This window comes from Rhodococcus sp. S3 (genome assembly GCF_058211795.1).
The window spans coordinates 3076716-3099336 of sequence record NZ_CM177074.1 but is presented as its reverse complement, the minus strand read 5'-3'; the positions used below and the strand labels follow the sequence as shown (position 1 = coordinate 3099336).

The following is a 22621-nucleotide window of genomic DNA, read 5'->3' as shown; positions in this document are numbered from 1 at the left end:
TCAGCCTAAGCGGTGCGGCTCGTCGGCGGAGAGGAGCCTGCGGACAGCACGGGCGTCGCGTGCGAGCTCGGCCCACGCGCTCCACCGGCCCGCACCCCGCGTCGGTTCGCACCAGCCGTCGCTGGCCCGGACGATGCGGATGCCCTCGCCGTCGAGCCATCGCGCCACCAGACCGATCTCCTCCGGGGACGCGCCGCGGAGCGGGCCGGGTGACGGCCGCACCGTCTCGGCCGCGGCGACGATCGCCTCGACGACGGGCATCGGGCGCACACCGCGCGGTGCCACTCCGGCGGACGCGAGACGACCGGCGCGGACGACGGCGAACTCCCACCCGCCCTCGGCCCGCGGTCGCGCGGCGACGAGTTCGTCGACAGCCGCCAGTGCCGCGAGGCGTTGCGTGCGCCGCAGTGCGACGAGAGCGGCGGCGAGGCGGTCGCGCAGGCGGGCGGCGTTCTCGAACAGTTGGTCGCGTACGAGGGCATCGAGGCGCTCCTGCGCCGTCTCGACGGCATCGTCGGCGGTCCCGCGGACGACTGCGCGCGCACGCTCGACCTGGGCCGCATAGGTGGAAGCGTCCTGGACCCCGAAGGAGGCGGCGGCACAGCCCCCGACGGCGACAGGCGGGCAGCGGTCGCCGTGGCGGGCCGTACGGCCGATCCTGCGCGTGCATGTGCGCAGACCGCACATCTCCGCGAGCAGTGCCGCGACGTCCGCGGCGTCGGCGCGCACCGAGAACGGGCCGACCGAGTCGGGTCCGGGGGTGCGGCTCACGGCCAGGCGCGGGAACGCCTCATCGGTGAGGATGATCCACCAACCGCGCATCGGATACTTCGATCTGCGGTTGTAAGGAGGTGTGTGGGCCGCGATCAAGCGGAGTTCGCGGACACCTGCCTCGAGCCCGTGGGCGCATTCGACGTGATCGATGCGCGTGGTGAGCGCGACCATCTCGCGCAACCGCGGTCGTGTCTCGGAGCCGGTGAAATAGGTACGGACACGCCGGTGCAGATCGACCGCCGTGCCGACGTACAGCACCTCGTCGGACGGTCCCCGGAACATGTAGACGCCCGGTCTGCGCGGCAGATGCGCGGCGAGCGCGCGTTTGGCCCTCTGCTCGGCGGTGACCACCGGCATGTAGTCGCGCAGTTCGGTGAGGCTGTGGACGCCCTGGTTGCCGACCCGCTCGATGAGGGCGTGCAGGACGTCCACGGTGGCGCGCGCGTCGTCCAGGGCGCGGTGGGTGGGCACGGTGGAGACCCGGAACAGTTCGGCCAATGCGGACAGCTTCACCGACGGCGCTTCGTCGCGTCCGAGGACGCGGCGGGCCAGCTTGACGGTGCACAGCACCTGGAAGCGGGGCCACGCGAGTTCGCACTTCGCGGTGGCGGCCTTGAGGAAGCCGACATCGAATCCGGCGTTGTGTGCGACGAGCACCGCTCCGGACGCGAATTCCAGGAAGGCGGGCAGCACCTCCTCGATCTTGGGCGCCGCATAGACCATCGCAGTGGTGATGCCGGTGAGCTGCACGATGTACGGGGGAATGGGTCGTCCCGGATCGACGAGGGTCGCGAACTCGCCGAGCACCTCGCCCCCGCGGATCTTCACCGCGCCGATCTCGGTGATGGCGTCCTCGGCAGCCTTCCCTCCCGTCGTCTCGAGGTCGACGACGACGAAGGTGGTCTCGCGCAGGGGAGTGTCGAGCTCGTCGAAACCGAGTTGCACGCCGAGGGCGGATGGTTGCGGCGAGGTCATGCGGCAGAGCCTAGGAAGCGTCACCGACACACCGCCGAGCGGGCTTCGGAGCGGCCGCCGGAGGGGGTGGAGACGAGGATCACATCGCGCTTTTCTCGGCCCGATAGGGGGTAGACGAAGGCCGGAAAACAGACCGATCGGCCTCCGAGCACGACAAACCGGCGAATCGGGCGCCTCGCCTCGTGAACAGCCGGTGGGTCCGGACGTTCTGACCTGGTTCTTCCGGAAAGGACTCGGGTGAAACGGGCGCCGGACCTCCCTCGGGTAGAGGTGTGCCGAACAGGGGCCGTTACCGCGCCGTTATCGGACCGTTGCTCCGCGACGGCATTCCCCCAGGAGCGGGCCGAAACGGTCGGCTCGCACGGCGAGGCGGTCGACTTCACCGATGCCGTTTCGTAATCTTTTCGAGACCGAGCGGAGAGTTTTCCGCCCCACCCCCGGGTCGGAGCCGCACGGTTACCGCCTAATCGCTTCTCCCCGTCCTCGGGAGCGGCGAGCCGGGGACCCACACGTAGTACTCGGGGTGAATCCCCTCCGCCGCTCGCGGGGAGGGGTAGGGCTGATCTTCCGGCCCGAACCCGTCAGCTAACTCGGTCGGCGGGTGAACGGAAGAAACGGAGAACGTCCCCTCGTGGTTTCGAACAACAGCAAGCGCACCGTCCGGCGCGCACTCGTCGCCGGTGCCATTGCTCTCGGAGCAGTCACCGTCTCGGCCGGCCCGGCGATGGCCGAGCCGATCAACATTCCCGGTGTCGGAACGTTCGACCTCCCGGCCGGTGTGACCGTGCCGCCGGAGATCGCCAACATCGTTCCGCCGGCCCCCGAGGCCGCCCCCGCGCCCCAGGCCGGTTCCTTCACCGCCCCCTTCAGCTCCGTCGGCCAGCGCGCTGCCGACGCCGCACAGTCGAAGATCGGTGCCCCCTACGTCTACGGCGCCGCCGGCCCGAGCTCCTTCGACTGCTCGGGTCTCGTGCAGTGGGCCTACAAGCAGGCCGGTCTGAGCGTCCCGCGCACCAGCTACGAGCAGGCCTCCGCCGGTGCCCCGGTGGACGTCGCGGCTCTGCAGCCCGGTGACGTCGTGTCGTTCTACGGCGGCAGCCACACCGGCATCTACATCGGCGGCGGCAACATCGTGCACGCCTCCACCTCGAGCCAGCCGGTCAAGATCGCACCGCTGAACTCGATGCCCGTCGACGGCGCCCGTCGCTTCTGATCGGTCGGCGCACGTCGCTTCCGATCGGTCTGAGCACCCCCCGCTCCAGCGCCGACGCACTGCCCGAGGAGGGTGGGTCCGGTACGTACCGGACCCACCCTCCTCGTATGTCTGCACGTCCCTGCCAAGGCGCGAACTGTTTGCACAAACGGCCGCTGCGTGGGAGGGCTACTCGCAGGTAGACACAAACCTATGCAATTCCGTAACCTGATCGAGACCTTTGGGAAAGGATGCGAGCCCACGTGGTTTCCGACAGGACGAAACACCTCGTACGAGTGCAGGACAGGCGACGGACCGGCCGTCCGGCGCTCGTCGTCGCCCTCGTGATGATGGTCCTCGGTTTCACTCTGGCGCCGGCCACGGCGCAACCCGCAGGTGAGAGTCCGGCCGCACGCCTGGAGCACCTCGCGGATCTGTCGCGTCGCAGCGAACAGGCCACCGAGGCACTGCACGCCGCCGGTGCGGATCTCGAAGCCAAGGTCGCAGCGCAGCACGAGGCAGAGGTGCGTGCCGGCCAGGCCGACGAGGCCCTCGGCGCCGCTCGCGCCGAGATCGCCCGCTTCAAGCCCACCGTCGACAAGCTCGCGCGGGCCAACTACCGCGGTGCGCGCACCAACCGGTTGTTCGCCGTGATGGTGAGCGACTCGCCCCAGCAGATGCTCGACCAGATGGTCCTGCTCGACGTCCTGGGCGAGCAGACCTCGCGTGAGGTCGAAGGCTTCCGGGCGGCCACCGCCGCTGCGGCCGAGGCGGCCGTGGCCGCACAGCACGCCGCCGACGAGGCACGTGCCGCCGCTGAGCAGGCCCAGACCCTCCGCGACGAACTCCAGCGGCGACAGGCCGACCTCGAGGAGCAGATCGAAGGGGTCCTGAACGCCTTCGAGGCGCTGAGCGACGCGGAGAAGGCCGAACTCGCCGGCACTCCCTTCCCTCCGGGCCTCGACGCCGAGAAGATCCTGCAGCACCTCGTCCCCGGCAGCAACGGCGCCGCGCTCCGCGCCGCGCTGTCGCGCATCGGCTCGCCGTACGTGTGGGGCGCTACCGGCCCCGACCAGTTCGACTGCTCCGGTCTGATGGTGTGGGCGTACCAGCAGGTCGGCAAGTCGCTGCCCCGGTCGAGTCAGGCCCAGGCGCAGGGCGGCATCCCCGTCTCCCGCGACAATCTGCAGCCCGGCGACCTCGTGATCTTCTACGACGACGCCTCCCACGTCGGCATGTACGTCGGCGACGGCAACATGGTGCACGCCTCGACCTTCGGTGTGCCGGTGAAGGTGCAGTCGATCGATCGCTTCCCGTTCCACAGCGCCCGGCGGTACTGACCGGGTAGAGGCGGGATCGCCGCCGGTGGGCGAGGGCGTACGGGACCACCCTCGGACGCCGACCTAGACTGACGCGGTGCCCGCGCGATCGCCCTTCACCGCCGGTACCCGCAAGTGGGAACGTCTCGGCCTGGCCGGACTCGTGGTCGCGCTGGTCACGGCAGGACTGCTGCTGGCCGTCGACCCGGTGGACACCGACGACGCCGACAGCCGGGTACGGGCCGAACTGCAGGTCGTGCTCGACGACTGGGCGCATGCGGTCCGGACCGGCGACGACGGATCGCTCGCGGAGTTGATCGACGACGCGTCCCCGGAACTCCTCGACGCCGAACGGGAGCGGATCGCAGCGATCGCCGTCGTTCCCCTCGCCGATCTCGGCTACGAACTCGCCTCCGAACCCGCGCTGCCGCTGCCGCCCGAGACGGTCGCCCGGTTCGCGGCCGACGAGGTACGGGCGCACCGCGTCCACCTGCGGTACGCCGTGGACGGAATCGACGACGTACCCACCCGACGGCCGGTGACCGTGCTGTTCGTCCACCGGCCGCAGGGCTGGCGGATCGCCGACGACGCACCCGATCTCGCCGGGGCGCAGACCGTCACCTGGCGAGGACCCTGGGACCACGGCAGCCTCCACCTCGCGACCGCGCAGACCGAGGGTGGTCGCTCGCTCGTGATCGGACACCCGGACAACGCCGCCTTCGTCGACGACCTGGCCGAGGACCTGCCGTCGGTGGTCGAGGCCGTCGACGACCTGTGGGGCGATTCCTGGCCGCGACGCGCACTGGTGGTCGTGACGTCCTCACGCGAGGAGTTCTCGCACCTCGTCGGTCCGCGGCACGACGGCGACGACATCGCGGCCGTCGCGGTTTCCGACGATGTCGACCACGAGCGCGGGATCGCCACCGGTCAGCGCATCGTCTTCAATCCGGCTGCGAGCGAGCGGCTCGACGACACCTCCCGACGGATCGTGCTCGCGCACGAGACGGTGCACGTCGCCGCGCGGGCCGGCACGGTGGACGGCTCACCGATGTGGGTCCTCGAGGGCTTCGCCGACTACGTCGGCCACCGCACGACCGCGGAGGGTCTCGGCACAGGGCCGGTCGACGTGCAGCGGATCGCGCCGACGCTGACCCGGCAGATGCGGGCGTCGGGTGCACCGACGTCGCTGCCCGCCGATGGCGACTTCACCGGCGACCGGTCGGCGCTCGCCTACGAGAGCTCGTGGTCGATCGCCGCGTACACCGCGGACGAGTTCGGACACGACAGCCTCGTCTCCCTGTACCGCGCCCTCGCCGCGGGTCCCGTCACCGACGAGCGGCTCGACGACGTGCTGGTCGACCTGCTCGGCGTCGACACCGCCGAGTTCGTGGACGGCTGGGGTCGCTGGCTCGGGGAACGCATCCGCGACATCCGCTGACGGGGCACCGTCCGGAACCTGCGACCGTCGCCGCCGCCCGGGACCCGTCGACGCCTTCCCGTCGCGCTGCTTCTACGGTGGTCCCATGTCGCGGACCCTGCTGGTGACGAACGATTTCCCGCCCCGACCCGGGGGCATCCAGTCCTATCTGCACGCCTTCGCGAACCAGCTTCCGTCCGACGACCTGGTCGTCTACGCGCCGCGGTGGCGCGGCGACAGCCACGTGAAGTTCGACGCGCGGGTCCCCTTCGAGGTCGTCCGTCATCCCACGACACTGATGCTGCCGACCCCCGACGTCGCGCGACGGGCCACGCGACTGCTCACCGAACACGACTGCGACACCGTCTGGTTCGGAGCGGCTGCACCGTTGGCGCTGCTGGCGCCCGTGCTGCGCCGTGCCGGCGCCCGTCGCATCGTCGCCAGCACGCACGGCCACGAGGTGGGATGGTCGATGTTGCCCGCCGCCCGGCAGGCGCTGCGGCAGATCGGCGAGCACACCGACACCGTCACCTACGTCAGTCGCTACACGAGGGGGCGGTTCGCCTCCGCCTTCGGCCCCGAAGCAGGTCTCGAACATCTGCCGTCCGGGGTGGACACCGACGTCTTCCGGCCCGATCCGGCGGCGCGCGCCGAACTGCGGGCGCGCTACGGCCTCGGCGACCGGCCGACGGTGCTGTGCCTGTCGCGCCTCGTGCCGCGCAAGGGGCAGGACGTGCTCATCCGCGCGCTGCCCGCGATCCGGAAGCGGATCGACGGTGCCGTCCTCGTGATCGTCGGCGGCGGACCGTACGAGTCACGCCTGCGGGAGCTCGCCCGCCGCACGGATGTCGAGGAGCACGTCGTGTTCACCGGTACAGTGCCGTCGGCCGAGCTCGCCGCGCACCACACCATCGCCGACGTGTTCGCGATGCCGTGCCGGACCCGCGGCGGCGGTCTCGACGTCGAGGGCCTGGGCATCGTGTACCTCGAGGCGTCCGCGACCGGGGTGCCCGTCGTGGCCGGCCGGTCGGGCGGTGCCCCGGAGACGGTGCGCGACGGGCGCACCGGCTACGTCGTCGACGGCACCTCCGTCACGGCCGTGGCGACCGCGGTGTCCGGTGTCCTGGCCGATCCCGATCGGGCCGCCGCGATGGGGGCGGCCGGTCGTGAGTGGGTCTCCACCGATTGGAGATGGGACGTCCTGGGCGCCAGATTGCGCGGTTATCTCGACGCCTCGGCGCCCCCGAACGAGACCGTGGCGCCGTCGGCGGGGTGACCGGACGGGCCGCCGGGCGATATGTGAAGCTGTCCTGCGTGAGCAGCATTCAGGTGGCGGATCAGACTTTCGTAGCGGCGCCCCCGGAGCGCATCGCCGAGGAGGTCGCGGCCCTCGATCGGTGGCGTGCGTGGTGGCCCGATCTCGCACTGACCGTGCGGGAGGACCGGGCCGAGAAGGGCATCCGGTGGGCGGTGTCGGGTCCGCTCGAAGGGACGATGGAGGTGTGGATCGAGCCGGTCCTCGACGGCGCGGTGATCCACTACTTCCTGCACTGCGAGCCGGCGGGTGTCGCGCCCGAGCGCATCGCGGGTCTCGACCTCGCGGGAATGAACCGCACGCGCCGGGTCCAGGGGAAGGTGATGACCTTCGAGGTCAAGCAGCGTCTCGAGGCCGGTCGTCCGGCCGGTGAACCGCCGCGGCACTGAAGCCACCGAAGGAGCGTCGTCCCGATTCCGTTGTTCCCACGTGTGTGATAGACCCTCGGGGCGGGACTGATCGGTGTACACCCGAGGGACCGAGAAAGGGAGCCGTCACCACATGGCCGAGAAGACGAAGAGGTCGATCACCATCGACGCGCCGGCCGAGCGTGTCATGGAGGTCATCGCAGATTTCGATGCCTATCCGACGTGGGTGTCGGCGGCGAAGACCGTGGAGGTCGTGGAGCATCGTCCCGACGGCCGGGCCGAGCGCGTGCGCTTCGTCCTCGACGCCGGCATCGTCAAGGACACCTACGTCCTGCGGTACAAGTGGGCGTCCGACAACCGTGCTGTGAGCTGGGAACTCGAGAGCGGTGAGATCCAGAAGGCCCAGTCCGGCTCGTACGTGCTGACCGAGACCCCCGACGGCACCACGGTCGTCGACTACCAGCTCACCGTGGATCTCACGATCCCGATGATCGGTCTGTTCAAGCGCAAGGCGGAGAAGGTCATCACCGACACCGCGCTGAAGGAACTCAAGAAGCAGGTGGAGGGCTGAACGTCCGGCACGCCCCGGCCCGCGTGCGATGGTTCCTCGGCAAGGGCGGCGCCGGGAAGACGACCCTGGCCGCGGCCGAGGCGCTCGCGACCGCCCGTACGGGAGAGCCCGTGCTCGTCGTGTCCATCGACCGGGCGCACTCCCTCGGCGACGTGCTCGACCTGCCTCCGGCCACGAACCGGGACACAAGCGCGACGGACATCCGCACCGTCGAGGACAACCTCGACATGGTCGAGATCGACTCGTTGCAGCTGCTCCGCACGCGGTACGCGGTCCTCGCGTCGATGGCGGCGCTCGCCGGGACGCACGAGCACGCCGATCGGTTCGACCTGCTCGAGCCCGACGAACTGACCGGACTTCCCGGCGTCGAGGAACTGTTGGTGCTCGCGGAGGTCGCGCGACTCGCGGACAGCGGGAGGTGGGTTCTCGTCGTCGTCGACGCCCCGGCCTCCGGCGACGCCCTGCGCACCCTCACCGCGCCGCGTACCGTCGCCGACTCCCTCGAACGGATCTGGCCCCAGCACAGCCGGGTGGCGGCGGCCACCGGTCCGGACCCCCGCACGAGTGTCTTCGTCGCCCTGTTCGACCGGCTGCTGTCGGGGATCACCGCGGTCCGCGACCTGCTCGACGATCGCGGACGCAGCGACGCAGTGATCGTGGCGACGCCCGACCGCGCCGGTCGTGCCGAGCTCGCCCGGATGCGGTCGTGGCTCGCCCTCTCGGGTCTCCGCGTCGACGCGGTCGTCGTCAACGGCGTCGTCCCTGCGATGGGCGGTTCGGGTGCGGCCGCGCGGCTGCTCGCCGACCAGCGGGCCGCGCACGAGGCGATCGTCGCCGAGATCAGGGCGACCGTCACCGACGTCCCCGTGATCGTGTGCGAGCGCCGTGCCGCGGAGCCGGTAGGGTTGGTAGCTCTGGAGGAGCTCGCCACGGCGCTCCGCCGCGACGCGCCCGTTCCCTCGTCGGAGACCGACGAGCCGGTCCGGGTGCAGCACGAATCGGGAACGGGGGTGGGGTCGGTGTACGCGATGCGCATGTACCTGCCGCTCGCCGACCCCGCGTCCCTGACACTCGGGCGGATCGGCGACGATCTCGTCGTCGGCGCCGACGGCATGCGCCGCCGGGTGCGACTCGCGTCGGGGCTGCGCCGGTGCACCGTCTCCGACGCCGAGTTCGACGGAACCGATCTGGTGGTGCGATTCGTACCGGATCCGGCGGTGTGGCCGCTGTGAGGGACGATCACGAAGCCCTGATCTCCGAGTTGTTGCTGCTCGCCGACGCCGTGCTCGACCGTGTCGAGGGCACGGTGCAGCAGTTCGTCGCTGCGACCGGCGAAGCAGCTCCGCATCCCGCCCCCGATGCCGCGACCGGTTCGGCGGCGCCGGGTGATACCGCGACGTCCCCGAGCGGATGCGCGTGGTGCCCGCTCTGCGCCGCCGCAGCCCTCGTTCGCGGCGAGAACCACGAACTGGTCAGCAGGCTGGCGTCGAAACTGGCGGCGTTGATCGCGCTCCTGCGGGAGTTCCTCGCACAGTTCCTGCCCTCGACCGGCGGCGTCCCGCCCGAACCGACACCCGATCCGCCGACGCGGGATCGTCCGGCCTTCGAGCCGATCTCCGTCAACCTCCTCACGTGAACACGCACGATCCCCGCCTCACCGTCGGGATCGACATCGGGGGCACGAGCATCCGGGCCGCGGCCGTCGACCGGGACGGCGACGTCGTCGACAGTGTGCGCACGCAGACGCCGTCCTCCGCGGTCGCCCTCGAAAACGCGCTGCACCGGCTCGTCGAGCATCTGCGCGACCGCAACGACATCGCGGCGGTCGGGCTGGGGGTCGCGGGTTTCCTCACCGAGGACCGCACCACCGTGCGGTTCGCGCCGCACCTGCCCTGGCGCGACACGCCGCTCGCCGAGACTCTCACCGACCGTTTCGGACTGCCGGTCGTCCTCGAGCACGACGCCAACGCAGCCGCCTGGGCCGAGTACCGCTTCGGCGCCGCCGCGGGTAGCACGATCGCGGTGATGGTCGCGCTCGGAACGGGCATCGGCGCCGCGCTGCTGCTCGACGGCAGGATCTATCGCGGTGCCTACGGTGTGGCGCCCGAACTCGGTCACCTGCAGGTCGTGCCCGACGGTCGACCCTGCCCGTGCGGCAAGCAGGGGTGTTGGGAAAGGTATTGCAGCGGAACGGGTCTCGTGGACACGACCGTTGAGATGCTCGCGGCCGAACCCGGGCGGTCCGTTCTCGCGGGCGAGATCGCCTCGGATCCCGGATCGCTCACCGGCCGGCGGATCGCCGGCGCGGCCCACGACGGCGACCCCGTCGCGCTCGCGGCCTTCGACGATTTCGCCCGCAGGCTCGGGCTCGGACTGGCGCTCGTCGCCGACGTCTACGACCCCGAGCTCGTCGTCATCGGGGGAGGGGTCTCCGGTTCCGCGCCGCTGTTCCTCGACGCCGCGCGCGAGCACTACGCGGCCGTGACCACCGGCTCCGGCCATCGTCCCCTCGCGCGCGTCCGGGTCGCGCAGCTCGGCGACGCCGCCGGGCTCATCGGTGCCGCCGATCTCGCCCGATCCGCGATCGAAACCTCACGACCGCCGCTGTAGGTGAGATTCGCTGTAGGTGAGATTATCGTCACGTCGACGGTGAAAGGGTGGGGTCGGGCACTGAGGCGATGTGCGAGTGGTAGTCGCGTCGTCGTAGAGTCGACCGGCGGGCGGTGCTGCACCGATCCGCGTGGGGGATGATCGGATTCGGGAAGGATGCCATGTGGTACTGGCTGTTCAAGTACGTCCTCCTGGGACCGCTGCTGTGGCTCATAGGACGTCCGAAGTTCGAAGGCGGCGAGAACATTCCGGCCCACGGACCGGCGATCCTGGCCAGTAACCACCGGGCCGTCCTCGATTCGTTCTACCTTCCCCTCCTCGTGCGCCGGCGGATCACCTTCCTGGCCAAGAGCGAGTACTTCACCGGTACCGGACTCAAGGGCGCCTTCCAGCGCTGGTTCTTCTCCTCGGTCGGGCAGGTCCCCATCGACCGCACCGGCGCCGACGCCGCGCAGGACGCGCTCAACGCCGGGGTTCGGGTGCTCGGCCAGGGCAAGCTGCTCGGCATCTACCCCGAGGGCACCCGCTCGCCCGACGGCCGTCTCTACAAGGGCAAGACCGGCCTGGCGCGACTGGCGCTGGAGACCGGCGTCCCGGTGATCCCCGTCGCCATGATCGGCACCGACCGGATGAACCCGATCGGGTCGAAGATGTGGCGACCGGCGAAGATCACCGTGCGGATCGGCGAGCCCATCGACTTCTCCCGGTTCGAGGGCATGGGCGGCAACCGCTTCGTCGAGCGCACCGTCACCGATGAGGTCATGTATTCGCTCATGCAGTTGTCGGGCCAGGAGTACGTCGACATCTACGCCGCCTCCCTCAAGAACAAGAGCTCGGCGGACGAGTCGGGCACGGCCGGGAACACGGACGCGTCGACGAACGGCAGTGCCGCGACTGCGCCGCAGGACGGTTCCGTCGCGGACCGTGTTCCCGACACGCGTGCCGGGTGAGCAGGTGCGCTACTTCTACGACTGCGAGTTCATCGAGGACGGACGCACGATCGAACTCGTCTCGATCGGTGTCGCCTGCGAGGACGGCCGCGAGTTCTACGCGGTGTCGACCGAGTTCGACCCGACCCGGGCCGGTGCCTGGGTGCGTCGCAACGTCCTCCCGAAGCTCCCGCCCCCGGCGCACCCCGCCTGGAAGTCGCGATCGAGGATCCGCGACGACCTGCTGAAGTTCCTCGTGCCCCGACCGGGCATCCGGCCCGAACTGTGGGCGTGGATCGGGGCCTACGACCACGTCGTGCTCGTTCAGCTCTGGGGGACCATGCCCGAACTCCCGGACGTCCTGCCCCGCTTCACCCGTGAGCTCCGGCAGTACTGGGAGGACTCGGGCTCCCCGCCCCTGCCCCCGGCGCCGGACGACAACCACGACGCGCTCGCCGACGCCCGTCACAACCTCGCGAAGTTCGAGGCGATCGAGGCTGCTCGCCGATCGCGGTGACGCGGGTAACGGGGTGCTGCGCCGCTTTCGGCCGTCACGCCATATCCTGGACGGGTGAACTGGACTGTCGACGTGCCGATCGACCGCTTGCCCGAACTTCCCCCGTTGCCCGAGGAGCTGCGTGCCGACCTCGACGCGGCGCTCGCAAAGCCGGCGCTGCAGCAGCCCAGCTGGCCCGAGGAACAGGCCGCGGCGATGCGCACCGTGCTCGAGAGCGTGCCCCCCATCACCGTGCCCCGCGAGGTCGAGGAGCTGCAGACCCAGCTCGCCGCCGTCGCTCGCGGTGAGGCCTTCCTCCTCCAGGGTGGCGACTGCGCCGAGACGTTCGCGGACAACACCGAGCCGCACATCAAGGGCAACATCCGCACGTTGCTGCAGATGGCGGTGGTGCTGACCTACGGTGCGTCGACGCCGGTCGTGAAGGTCGCGCGGATCGCCGGCCAGTACGCCAAACCGCGTTCGTCCGACACCGACGCGCTCGGTCTGCCGTCCTACCGCGGCGACATGGTCAACTCGCTGGTCGCCGATGCCGAGGTGCGCAGGCACGATCCGTCGCGCCTCGTGCGCGCCTACGCGAACGCGAGCGCCGCGATGAACCTCGTGCGTGCCGTCACCGCCGCCGGTGAGGCCGACCTGCATCGCGTGCACGACTGGAACCGGGCGTTCGTCTCGGCCTCGCCCGCCGGTGCCCGGTACGAGGCGCTCGCCTCCGAGATCGACCGCGGCCTGCGGTTCATGGACGCCTGCGGTGTCGTCGACCCGAACCTGCGCGCGGCGACGATCTACGCCAGCCACGAGGCTCTCGTCCTCGACTACGAGCGCGCGATGCTGCGCCTCGACAACTCGGGCGACAAGCCGCGCCTGTACGACCTGTCGGCCCACTTCCTGTGGATCGGCGACCGCACCCGTCAGCTCGACGGTGCGCACATCGCGTTCGCGGAGCTGCTGTCGAACCCGATCGGTCTGAAGATCGGTCCGTCGACCACCCCGGAGATGGCCGTCGAGTACGTCGAGCGCCTGGATCCGCACAACACGCCGGGCCGGCTGACCCTGATCTCCCGGATGGGTCATTCGAAGGTCCGCGACCTGCTGCCCGGCATCATCGAGCGGGTCGAGGCCTCCGGTCACAAGGTGATCTGGCAGTGCGACCCGATGCACGGCAACACCCACGAGGCGTCCACCGGCTACAAGACCCGTCACTTCGACCGCATCGTCGACGAGGTGCAGGGCTTCTTCGAGGTGCATCGCGCGCTCGGCACGCATCCCGGTGGCATCCACGTCGAGCTCACCGGCGAGGACGTCACCGAGTGCCTCGGCGGTGCGCAGGACATCTCGGATCTCGACCTGCACGGTCGCTACGAGACGGCGTGCGATCCGCGGCTGAACACGCAGCAGTCGATCGAACTCGCGTTCCTCGTGGCGGAGATGCTCCGCGGTTGATCACAGGGGAGATGCTCCGCGGTTGACCACAGGGGAGATGCTCCGCGGTTGATCACAGGGGAGATGCTCCGCGGTTGACCACAGGGGAGATGCTCCGCGGTTGATGACAGCGGAGATGCCCCGCGGGTAGGGGAAAGGCGGTCGGATCAGGGCAGTGCGGTCAGCGTGACCGTGCTGCCCTGTTCTGCTCTCCGGCCCGCCCCGGGATTCTGGCCGATCACGACCGAGCGGTCGGAGTCGCCGAGCTGCCGCACCTCGACCTCGAATCCGAGGCGGGTGAGCTCGTCGCGGGCCGAGCCCACCGAGCGTCCCAACATCGACGGCACCTTCACTGCATTGGATACAAGGAGGGTGACGGTTCCGCCGGCACCGACGTCTTCGCCCTCCTCCGGGTCGGTGCCGACGACCCGTCCCTCGTCGACGTCGGCGTCGAAGACCTCACGGATCTCGCCGACGGTCAGTCCCGCTTCGTCGAGGATGCGACGCGCCTCGTCGACCGGGCGTCCGGTGAGGTCGGGCAGGGTCACCGGGGGTGATCCCTTGCTGATCACGAGCGCGACCTCCGCGCCTACGGGCAGGACGGTTCCGGGGGCGGGGTCGAGCGCGGCCACTCCACCCTCGGGCACCGTGGTGCTGAACGCGGTGCCGCCCTCGACCGGTTCGAAGGTGCGGCTCCGCAGTTCGTCCTCGACGACGGACCTCTCGCCGGCGCCGGGAATGGACGGGACGGTGGGCCTGCCGAGCGACACGAGCAACGCGATCGTGTCGCCGTCGGGGACACGTGAGCCCGCGGTGGGGTCGGTGCCCAGGACGGTGTCGACAGGAACGTCGTCGGAGTACTCGCCCCGGATCTCGCTGGACAACCCGGCCGTCTCGATCGCGGACACGGCCGCCGCCCGGTCGAGTCCCAGGACGGTCGGGACGTCGGTGAGGCGGCCGGCGCCGAGCCACCACCCGGCGATCCCCATGAACAACGCGAGCACGATGATCGCGGCGATCCAGCCTGCGGCGGACCGGCGTTGACGGCGACGGTCGGCGGCGTAGTCGGGCCGGGGTGCCACCGGTTCGGTGTCGGGACGCGGATGGGTGCGGGTCGCGACCCGGGTCGGATGCGGACGTGTGGCCGGTGCATCCGGGTCGGGCGTAACCGGCACGGCGGTCTGCACGGTCGTCGGCGCGTGCGAGTTCGCGGCGGCGGAGCCGGGAAGGACCGTCGTCGCCGGAGCAGGATCGGCGTGCCCGGCAGCGGCGCCGTCGACGGTGCGGGTCGGTGCCGCGGCGTCGGAGTCCACCACGGGAGGCGTCCGCACCGCGGATCGTCTCGGAGCCGGAACCCGGTAGCGGGGGAGATCGAGCGTGTCGCAGATCTCGCCGAGCGCGTCGGCCATCACCTGCGCGTCGGCGTAGCGTTCCGACGGTTCGCGTTCGGTGGCCCGGCGGACGAAGGTGTCCAGTTCGGGCGGGACCCCGTCGATGGCCGAACTCGGATCCGGCACGTCCTTCTCCACGCGCTGGTATGCCACCGACAGGGACGTGTCGCCGGTGAAGGGGGTGCGGCCGGTGAGCATCTCGTAGACGAGCACACCGGCGGAGTAGACGTCGCTGCGCGCGTCGGCGCTGCCGACGGTCACCTGCTCCGGGGACAGGTACGCCGCGGTGCCGAGAATCACGCTGCGCGAGGTGGTGGTCGCGGCGGCGACCGCCCGGACGAGCCCGAAGTCGGCGATCTTCACCTCACCATTGCCGGAGATGAGGATGTTCTCGGGCTTGATGTCGCGGTGCACGAGACCCGCCCGGTGGGCGACCGCGAGGGCTCCGAGGACCGGCGCGGCCACGGCAGCTGCGGCGTGCGGCGGCATCGGCCCGCGTTCGCGCAGCAGTTCGCGCAGGGTGCCGCCCTCGACGAGCTCCATCACGAGGAAGACGTGATCGCCGTCCTGGCCCTGGTCGTAGACCGCGACGAGCCCGGGATGCGTCAGTCGTGCGACGGACCTGGCCTCGAACTCGAACCGTGCCAGGAACTGGGGATCGGCCGCGAACTGCGGATCCATGATCTTCACGGCGACGGGGCGGTCGAGACGCAGGTCGGTGCCGCGATAGACGGTCGACATGCCGCCCCGCGCGATCTGCGATTCGATGCGATAACGCCGGTCGAGCACGACGCCGACCAGTCGGTCGCCTCCAGCGGTCACCCGGTGTACCCCCGTGTCTCGTGATGGTGGGACGCCGGTACCCGGGCCTTCGAGGTATCGACGTGACGAAGCTCCGGCTCCGCGTCGGCGGAGCGATTTCGTCCCCGTCGATCGTAGCCAGCTCCCGTGGACGGTAGCCGCGTAGCTGCCCGCGAGGCCGCAGCGATAACGTGGTGGGGTGAGTGCAATCCCTTACTGCGACGACGTTCTCGACCGCTCCGTCCCCGTGGTGCAGCTCGTCGACGTGGCCAAGAGCCTCGGCGTCGCCACCTCCCGCGTGCAGCAGATGGTGCGCGACCGGCAGCTGCTGGCGTTCAAGCGCGACCGCGTGCCGGTCGTGCCCGAGGCATTCCTCGACGACGAGGGGGACGTTCTCAAGGGTCTTCCCGGCCTGATCGCGGTGCTGCACGACGGCGGTTACGAGGACGACGAGATCCTGCGGTGGCTCTTCACCGAGGACGATTCCCTTCCCGGTGGATGCCCCGTGGCCGCGATGCACACGCAGTCCGCGCGCGAGGTCATGCGTCGGGCGCAGGCGCTCGCCTTCTGAGTCTCCGGGCCTTCTGAGTCTCCGCGCCTTCTGAGTCTCCGCGCCTTCTGAGTCTCCGGGGCGCCGTTACCGCTGCCGGAGCAGTGAGCCGGCGACGTACTCGGTGAGCATGACCGCGGCACGCGTGCGGCGCGGAACCGTCGCGCGCCGGTCGAGCACCCGGAACCCGCTGCGTTCGACCTCGTCGAGGATCCGTCCGTAGAGCGTGAAGGCCGCGCGGATACCGGGCCGGATCCGGTCGGGGAGGACCACCAGTCCGGGTTCGGCCCTGCGATACTCGGCGCGGGTCAGCGCGACCGCGTGGGCGAGCGCCCGCCGGACCCTCGGATCCACCGCGCCGGTGCGCCGGCACTCCTGCAGCAGGTCGATGTCGACCCCGAACGCCGACCACAGGTCGAGCGGGATGTAGACGCGTCCGCGTTCGAGATCTTCGCCCACGTCGCGGATGAAGTTGGTGAGCTGGAACGCCTCCCCGAGCGCGGCTGCGGCCGGCGGGGCGGCCGGATCGTCGACGTCGAGGATCGGCAGCAGTTCGAGACCGATCACCGCCGCCGAGCCGTACATGTACTCGCGCAGTTCCTCCATGGTCCGGTAGTGGGGCCGGAACTCGGGTGTGCCGGGCACGTCCATGCGCATGGAGCGGATGAAGGCGTCGAAGTACTCGATCGGGATGCGGTACTGCCGGATCGTGTCGGCGAGCGCGCGGACCACGAGACCCGTGTCGTCGAGTGGGCCGGGATCACCCGCGAGTGCGACGTGCAGGCGGGTGTGCGCGTCGTCGACACCGCGGATCGCGGCCTCGGGGTCGTCCACGGCGGTGACGTCGACGATGTCGTCGACGTGTCTGGCGAAGCCGTAGAGCGCGTGCACGGCGTGTCGTCGCGGCGCCGGCAGCAACCGGGTCGCGAGGTTGTAGGTGCGTCCGTGTTCGGCGGTGAGCTCGGCGCAGTAGGCGTAGGCCCGGGTGAGATCGTCGGCCGCGATCCCGGTGGGGCGGTCAGGCACGGTCGTCCCGGGCAGCGCCGGCGGGCGATGCCGCTCGTGGCCGCAACCGCAGACGCAGCGGGTCGTAGGTGACCAGCGACCGGGCCGCGACGATCGAGGCGAACACCGCGAGTGCGACGTGCGCGATGTTGTACATCCCGATCGACCCGTCGGGGTTGAAGATCAGCATCAGCCAGGTCGACAACGCGACGAGCACCATGAGCACCCGGGGGGACATCGCGAAGGCGGCGGCGACGGCGAGCGGCCAGGAGTAGTACCAGGGCAGCGCGGCGGGCGAGAGCAGGGTCACCGCGGTCAGTGCCACCACGATCCCGAAGATCGCGTCGCGTTCGGTGCGGCGGAAACGCCACCACGCCCACACGAGGATCACCACCAGCGCGATCGCGCAGAGCATGCGCGTGATGTCGAGGACCGATCCGAGCCGCCACGGGGTGACCCAGGTGACGGCGTGCGCCATCATCGTCGGTAGCGACAGCCAGTTGATGATCTTCGACGAGCCGGACAGGGCGGTGAGCCACCCGATGCCCACACCGGCGAGCAGCGAGGTGCCGCCGAAGACCGCGGCGAAGACGACCAGTCCCAGACCGGCGGCCTTGGCGAACAGTCGGACGGGCGCTGCCGGCTCGCGTCCCTCGGCGCGCGCACGATCGCGTTCGTGGATCATCCACACCCACACCAGGAAGGGCAGCGCCAATCCTGCGGTGGCCTTGATCGCGGCGCCGAGCGAGACCAGGGCGATGCCACTGATGTGCCGGCCCTCGAGCACGAGCACGATGCCGGCGATCATGAGACCGACCATCAGCAGTTCGTTGTGCACACCGCCGACGAGGTGGATCAGCACGAGCGGGTTCAGGACCGCGAGCCACAGGGCGATCGCGGGATTCCCACCCATGCGACGGGCGAGTTTCGGCACGGCCCACGCCATGAGCGCCAGGCCGGGAAGCATGGTCAGGCGCCACAACCAGGTGCCCGTCACCACGTTGTCGTCGGTGATGGACGTGATGCCCGCACCGAGCAGGAGGTGGACGGGCCCGTACGGCGTGGTGGTCGTCGTCCACACGTTGCTGACGTTGTCGAGCAGGACGCCCGGATTGGCGACCGGGCCCACCTCGTACGGATCGAAGCCGCCGCGCAGCAGTGCGCCCTGCGCGAGGTAGGAGTAGGCGTCGCGGCTGAACATCGGGGTCGCGACCAGCAGAGGAGCGGTCCATGCGGGCAGCACCGTCCACAGATCGCGCACCGTGACGTGGCCGGCGAGGGTCGCCCGGCCGACGCGCACCCACGCCGCGATCATGACGAGCACACCGACCCACAGGATGATCCGCGAGAGTAGCTGGCCGTGGCCGAAGCGCAACCACGACAGGTAGATGTCCTCGAGCAGCGGGTCGACGCGGCGGACACTGCCCGACCCGAAACTGCCGAAGGTCATGAGTACCGCGCCCCACGCGCCGAGCAACGCGGCGTGGCCGGCGGGACTCCTCAGGAATGCCTGCTTCGGACGCTCACCCGTCGGCGCCACCGTCCCCTCCGGCGCGGTCGAGGTCTGCGGCTCGGCGTCGGGCGAGGCAGGGGACGACATCGGTACGGTTCCTCCCCCGTGGACGTGTGGATGCGCGGCGCGCAGATAGCTGGCGAACGAGGACAGTTTAGTGGAGACGCGGAGCACGGTGCGCCCGGTGTCACCGCCTTCGCGGAACACCGAGACGTTCGGCGGCGAGCCTTCCGGACAACAGCACGGTGGGGACACCGACGCCCGGCACCGTCGCCGACCCCGCGAGCACCACGCCGGGAACGGCCGGATCGAGGTTGCGACGCCGGAACGGTCCCGTCTGCCGGAAGACGTGGGCGCTCGAGAACGGGCTGCCCGCCTGCATGCCACGAGCGTGCCAGGTGGCGGGCGTGTCGATGTGGTCGACGCGGAAACCGTCCGTGATCCCGCCGTATCCGCGGCGGGCGAGGACGTCGAGCAGCTCGTTGCGGTAGGGCACCGCGAGCTCGGCCCAGGCGTGCGGAGCGCTGTCGAGGTTCGGGCACGGCGCCAGCACCGACAACGGTTCGTGTTCGACCCCCTCACGGGTGAACCGCAGGCCGGGATCGGACAGGGCCGGTCGCGTGATGAGCAGCGACGGATCCGACATCGGCCGGCCGCGTCCGCGGCTGCGGGTGATCTCCGCGAAGGTGCGGTCCCACTCGCCACCGAAGTCGATCACGTGGTGGTGTTGCGCCGCCCAGCCGCGGGTCACCCCGGTGGGGATCGACCCGTGCAGCACCACGGCCGACGGTGCGGCCAGCGTGCGGCGGCGCCGTCGGCGGGGCAGCAACCCGTCGACCACCGGGGTGTCGGGGGTCAGAACGGCCGCGTCGCACGGGAAACGCTCACCGTCGCGGGTGCGGACACCGTCGACCCGTCCGCCGGACAGATCGAGCGAGGTCACCTCCCGCCCGAGTTCGAGCCGTCCACCGGCCTCGACGAACGCCGCGGCCATCGCGCGGGCGACGGACCGCATACCGCCGTCCACCGCGTACACGCCCAGCGAGGTGTCCATGTGCGCGATCGCCCCGTAGACGGCGAGGGCCCGCGCCGGAGCAACCCCCGCGTACAGCGCCTGGAACGTGAAGACGCGGCGCAGGCGCGGGTCGGTGATCCTGCGGTTCACCTGAGCGCCGAGCCTGCCGAACCCACCCAGCCGGAGCAGACGCGCCAGGTCGCGCAGCGCCGCCGGGGACGAGACCAGGTCGAGCGGCGAGTCGAAACTCGCGTCCATGAAGCGGTCGAACTCGGCGTCGAAGATGTCGGCGAGCCACGCGCGCAACCGCAGATAGCGGCGTGCCTCCTCCGGTCCGCACACCCGCGAGATCTCCGCGACCATGGCGTCGGGATCGGAGTGCACGTCGATCGAGGTGCCGTCGGCGAACCGTGCGTGATAGGCGGGGGACAGTCGCCGGGTGCGCAGGGCCGGCCGGACGGAGTTCCGGTCGGCGCCGACCGCGGCGAGCGCGTCGTCGATCAGCTCGGGCATCGTCAGCACGGTGGCTCCGTTGTCGATCTCGTAGCCCGGGCCTCGATAGCTGCCGACCCGGCCACCGACGTCGTCGGCGCGTTCGAGCACCGTCACGTACCTACCGGCACCGCGCAGGTACAGGGCCGCCGACAGACCGGCGAGACCGGCACCGACCACGACGACCCGGTCGGCGCCGGGAACCGTCCGCACCGTCCTCACGCCACCCGTCGGGTCGCGGCGACCGCCGACTCGCGCAGGAGGGCCTTGCCCTCCTCGGTGGCGCCGGACGACTCGAGCGCCTCGAACGCGCTGTCGGTCAGTGCCGTGATGCGGTTCTCGATCCGGGCGACCGCGCCGAGATCGACGAGCAGCGAGCGGAGCTGCTCGACCTGCCCGTCGGACAGATCGGTCCCGATGGAGGCGCGCAGCAGCTCGGCCGCGGCAGGATCGGACGCGTCGGCCGTCTCGAGCGCCAGCGCGTACAGGACGGTCCTCTTGCCCGAGCGCAGGTCGTCGCCCGAGGGCTTGCCGGTGACCTCGGGGTCGCCGAAGACACCGAGCAGGTCGTCGCGCAGCTGGAACGCCAGGCCGATGTCGGTGCCGAAGCGGCGGTAGGCGGCGATGAGGTCGTCGTCGGCGCCGGCGAGGGCAGCGCCGATGTGCAGCGGGCGTTCGATCGTGTACGCCGCGGTCTTGAACCGGTTGACCCGAGTGGCGGCCTCCACCGATTCGTCCGCCGCCACCTCGTTGGCGATGTCGAGGTACTGCCCGCCGAGCACCTCGGTGCGCATCGCGGCCCAGGCCGGGACCACGCGCGCGACGGTCGCGGGGTCGAGCCCGGCCGAGTGCAGCATGTCGTCCGCCCACACGAGGGCGAGGTCGCCGAGCAGGATCGCGACCGACTCGCCGAACTGCTCCGACCTGCCGTGCCAGCCGGCCTTCCGGTGTTGCTCGGTGAACTCGACGTGCACGGTGGGGAATCCGCGACGCGTGGTGGAGGCGTCGATGATGTCGTCGTGGACGAGTGCCGCGGCCTGCACGAGCTCGAGCGCGGAGCACGCCTGCAGGACGGCCTCGGCCTCCGGCCCGGTCGGGTCACCGCCGGCGCCGAGCCAGCCCGTCCACGCGAAGCGCGGACGCACCCGCTTGCCCCCGCGCAGCACGAACGCCTCCAGAGTGTCGACGGCCTGCCGGTATCCACCGCCCACCGAGTCGACCAGGTCGGAGCGTGAGGTGAAGAACTGCCGGAGGGAGTCCTCCACCCGATGGGGGAGCTGCTCGGCAGACAAGTGATCGGCGCCGGTAGACAGGACGAAACCTCCAGGTCGATGGGTGACGGCGCCTCGGAGGCGGGTGAGCCGGAGGTGCCGCGACCAGCCTATCCGCACAGTCGGGTCGTCGCCGGTAGCGACCGCCCCGGGGGCGCCACCTATGCTGGACCGGTGACAAGCGACTTCGTCAGGGCAACCGAGGACGGCGGGATTTCTCGGACCCCGTCGATCGTGGACCGTCTCGGGTCCGCGCGTTCGGGCCGCATTCCGTTCTCCGTCGAGTTCTCCCCGCCTCGCGACGCCGAGGCCGAGGGACGACTGTGGCGTGCCGTGCGGACGTTCGAACGTCTCGGTCCGGCCTTCGTATCGATGACCTACGGCGCCGGGGGATCCACCCGCGACCGTACGGTCCGGGTCACCGGACGTCTCGCCGAGGAGACCACCCTCCTGCCGGTCGCGCACCTCACGGCCGTCGGGCACAGCATCGACGAACTGCGCGCGATGGTCGGCGCCTACGCCGATCGCGGCATCACCAACATCCTCGCCCTGCGCGGCGACCCGCCGGGCAACCCGCTCGGCGAGTGGGAGAAGCACCCGGAGGGTCTCGAATACGCCGACGAACTCGTGCGGCTGGTGCGCGATCTCGGCGACTTCCACGTGGGCGTCGCGTCGTTCCCCGAAGGACACCATCGGTCCCCGGACCTCGACCACGACACCCGCTATCTCGTGCAGAAGCTGCGTGCGGGTGCCGAGTACTCGATCACCCAGATGTTCTTCGACGTCGAGCACTACCTGCGTCTGCGCGACCGGGTCGTGGCCTGCGACGCCGAGCAGGGACTCAAGCCGATCATCCCCGAGATCATGCCCATCACCTCGCTGCGCTCGGCGCGGCGCAGCCTCGAACTGTCGGGTTCGCATCTGCCGCCCGTACTCGAGGAGCGGCTGCGGCGCGCGGCGGGCGACGGTCCGGAGGAGAATCGGGCCGCGGTGCGCGAGGTGGGCATCGAGGTGGCGACGGAGATGTGCGAGCGGCTGATCTCCGAGGGTGCGCCGTGCCTGCACTTCATCACGCTCAACTTCGCCCGCGCGACCGGCGAGGTGCTCGACCGTCTCGGCTACGAACTCGAAGCTCCCGCCGTGGTGCAGCCAGCCTGACATCCGTCCCGTTCCGGCT

Annotated in this window: 20 protein-coding genes and 1 riboswitch; of the genes, 14 read left to right on the top strand and 6 right to left on the bottom strand. The window is 70.7% G+C overall.

The window, feature by feature from the left end:
* A complete protein-coding gene (locus tag AC0LPE_RS14475; protein WP_490604724.1) occupies window positions 1-1749 on the bottom strand; it encodes a DEDD exonuclease domain-containing protein in 1749 nt (582 codons plus the stop codon).
* Between the two features lie 450 nt (window positions 1750-2199).
* Window positions 2200-2365: riboswitch (cyclic di-AMP (ydaO/yuaA leader) on the top strand.
* 15 nt (window positions 2366-2380) lie between these two features.
* Between AC0LPE_RS14475 and AC0LPE_RS14470 the strand changes: the two genes are divergently transcribed.
* The 12 genes from AC0LPE_RS14470 (at window position 2381) to AC0LPE_RS14415 (ending at window position 13427) form a co-directional block, all read left to right on the top strand.
* Window positions 2381-2962, top strand: coding sequence for a C40 family peptidase (locus AC0LPE_RS14470; protein WP_059380920.1), 582 nt, complete (start codon window positions 2381-2383; stop codon window positions 2960-2962).
* 275 nt (window positions 2963-3237) lie between these two features.
* Window positions 3238-4281: a C40 family peptidase gene (locus AC0LPE_RS14465; protein ID WP_490606355.1), complete on the top strand. Its 1044-nt coding sequence runs from the start codon at window positions 3238-3240 to the stop codon at window positions 4279-4281.
* 76 nt (window positions 4282-4357) lie between these two features.
* A complete protein-coding gene (locus AC0LPE_RS14460; RefSeq protein WP_490604723.1) occupies window positions 4358-5698 on the top strand; it encodes a hypothetical protein in 1341 nt (446 codons plus the stop codon).
* A gap of 85 nt (window positions 5699-5783) precedes the next feature.
* Window positions 5784-6953: a glycosyltransferase family 4 protein gene (locus tag AC0LPE_RS14455; protein WP_229565050.1), complete on the top strand. Its 1170-nt coding sequence runs from the start codon at window positions 5784-5786 to the stop codon at window positions 6951-6953.
* 38 nt (window positions 6954-6991) lie between these two features.
* A complete protein-coding gene (locus tag AC0LPE_RS14450) occupies window positions 6992-7381 on the top strand; it encodes a polyketide cyclase / dehydrase and lipid transport (RefSeq protein WP_198430731.1) in 390 nt (129 codons plus the stop codon).
* 112 nt (window positions 7382-7493) lie between these two features.
* Window positions 7494-7931, top strand: a complete 438-nt coding sequence (locus AC0LPE_RS14445; RefSeq protein WP_016693835.1) for an SRPBCC family protein — start codon at window positions 7494-7496, stop codon at window positions 7929-7931.
* 23 nt (window positions 7932-7954) lie between these two features.
* The gene (locus tag AC0LPE_RS14440; RefSeq protein WP_490604722.1) at window positions 7955-9163 is read left to right on the top strand and encodes an ArsA family ATPase; all 1209 of its coding nucleotides are present in this window, start codon (window positions 7955-7957) and stop codon (window positions 9161-9163) included.
* Entirely contained in the window at window positions 9151-9567 is a 417-nt protein-coding gene (locus AC0LPE_RS14435; RefSeq protein WP_229565049.1) for a hypothetical protein, read from the top strand. The genes AC0LPE_RS14440 and AC0LPE_RS14435 overlap by 13 nt, the downstream gene beginning before the upstream one ends.
* Window positions 9564-10541, top strand: coding sequence for an ROK family glucokinase (locus AC0LPE_RS14430; protein ID WP_301845447.1), 978 nt, complete (start codon window positions 9564-9566; stop codon window positions 10539-10541). The genes AC0LPE_RS14435 and AC0LPE_RS14430 overlap by 4 nt, the downstream gene beginning before the upstream one ends.
* A gap of 161 nt (window positions 10542-10702) precedes the next feature.
* Window positions 10703-11491 (top strand): lysophospholipid acyltransferase family protein, encoded by a 789-nt coding sequence (locus AC0LPE_RS14425; RefSeq protein ID WP_088897298.1) that lies wholly within the window; start codon window positions 10703-10705, stop codon window positions 11489-11491.
* A 4-nt stretch (window positions 11492-11495) separates the two neighbouring features.
* Window positions 11496-11987 carry a polyadenylate-specific 3'-exoribonuclease AS gene (locus tag AC0LPE_RS14420; protein WP_026061497.1) on the top strand — a complete coding sequence of 164 codons (492 nt, stop codon included), beginning with the start codon at window positions 11496-11498 and terminating at the stop codon, window positions 11985-11987.
* 54 nt (window positions 11988-12041) lie between these two features.
* Window positions 12042-13427, top strand: coding sequence for a class II 3-deoxy-7-phosphoheptulonate synthase (locus AC0LPE_RS14415; RefSeq protein ID WP_016693829.1), 1386 nt, complete (start codon window positions 12042-12044; stop codon window positions 13425-13427).
* 146 nt (window positions 13428-13573) lie between these two features.
* Here AC0LPE_RS14415 and pknB read toward each other — a convergent pair whose 3' ends face one another.
* Window positions 13574-15619 carry a Stk1 family PASTA domain-containing Ser/Thr kinase gene (pknB, locus tag AC0LPE_RS14410; RefSeq protein ID WP_160875740.1) on the bottom strand — a complete coding sequence of 682 codons (2046 nt, stop codon included), beginning with the start codon at window positions 15617-15619 and terminating at the stop codon, window positions 13574-13576.
* 178 nt (window positions 15620-15797) lie between these two features.
* Between pknB and AC0LPE_RS14405 the strand changes: the two genes are divergently transcribed.
* Window positions 15798-16169 carry an Rv2175c family DNA-binding protein gene (locus tag AC0LPE_RS14405; RefSeq protein ID WP_189637404.1) on the top strand — a complete coding sequence of 124 codons (372 nt, stop codon included), beginning with the start codon at window positions 15798-15800 and terminating at the stop codon, window positions 16167-16169.
* 66 nt (window positions 16170-16235) lie between these two features.
* Here AC0LPE_RS14405 and AC0LPE_RS14400 read toward each other — a convergent pair whose 3' ends face one another.
* From AC0LPE_RS14400 to AC0LPE_RS14385, 4 genes are all read right to left on the bottom strand, one after another.
* A complete protein-coding gene (locus AC0LPE_RS14400) occupies window positions 16236-17174 on the bottom strand; it encodes a phytoene/squalene synthase family protein (RefSeq protein WP_423660119.1) in 939 nt (312 codons plus the stop codon).
* The gene (locus AC0LPE_RS14395) at window positions 17167-18753 is read right to left on the bottom strand and encodes an alpha-(1->6)-mannopyranosyltransferase A (protein WP_490604721.1); all 1587 of its coding nucleotides are present in this window, start codon (window positions 18751-18753) and stop codon (window positions 17167-17169) included. The genes AC0LPE_RS14400 and AC0LPE_RS14395 overlap by 8 nt, the downstream gene beginning before the upstream one ends.
* Before the next feature lie 100 nt (window positions 18754-18853).
* Entirely contained in the window at window positions 18854-20386 is a 1533-nt protein-coding gene (gene crtI / locus AC0LPE_RS14390; protein WP_490604720.1) for a phytoene desaturase family protein, read from the bottom strand.
* A gap of 5 nt (window positions 20387-20391) precedes the next feature.
* Entirely contained in the window at window positions 20392-21438 is a 1047-nt protein-coding gene (locus AC0LPE_RS14385) for a polyprenyl synthetase family protein (protein ID WP_490604719.1), read from the bottom strand.
* 219 nt (window positions 21439-21657) lie between these two features.
* On the opposite strand from AC0LPE_RS14385, the gene metF reads away from it, so the two are divergent.
* The gene (gene metF, locus AC0LPE_RS14380; RefSeq protein ID WP_172414884.1) at window positions 21658-22602 is read left to right on the top strand and encodes a methylenetetrahydrofolate reductase [NAD(P)H]; all 945 of its coding nucleotides are present in this window, start codon (window positions 21658-21660) and stop codon (window positions 22600-22602) included.
* Window positions 22603-22621 lie beyond the last annotated feature (19 nt).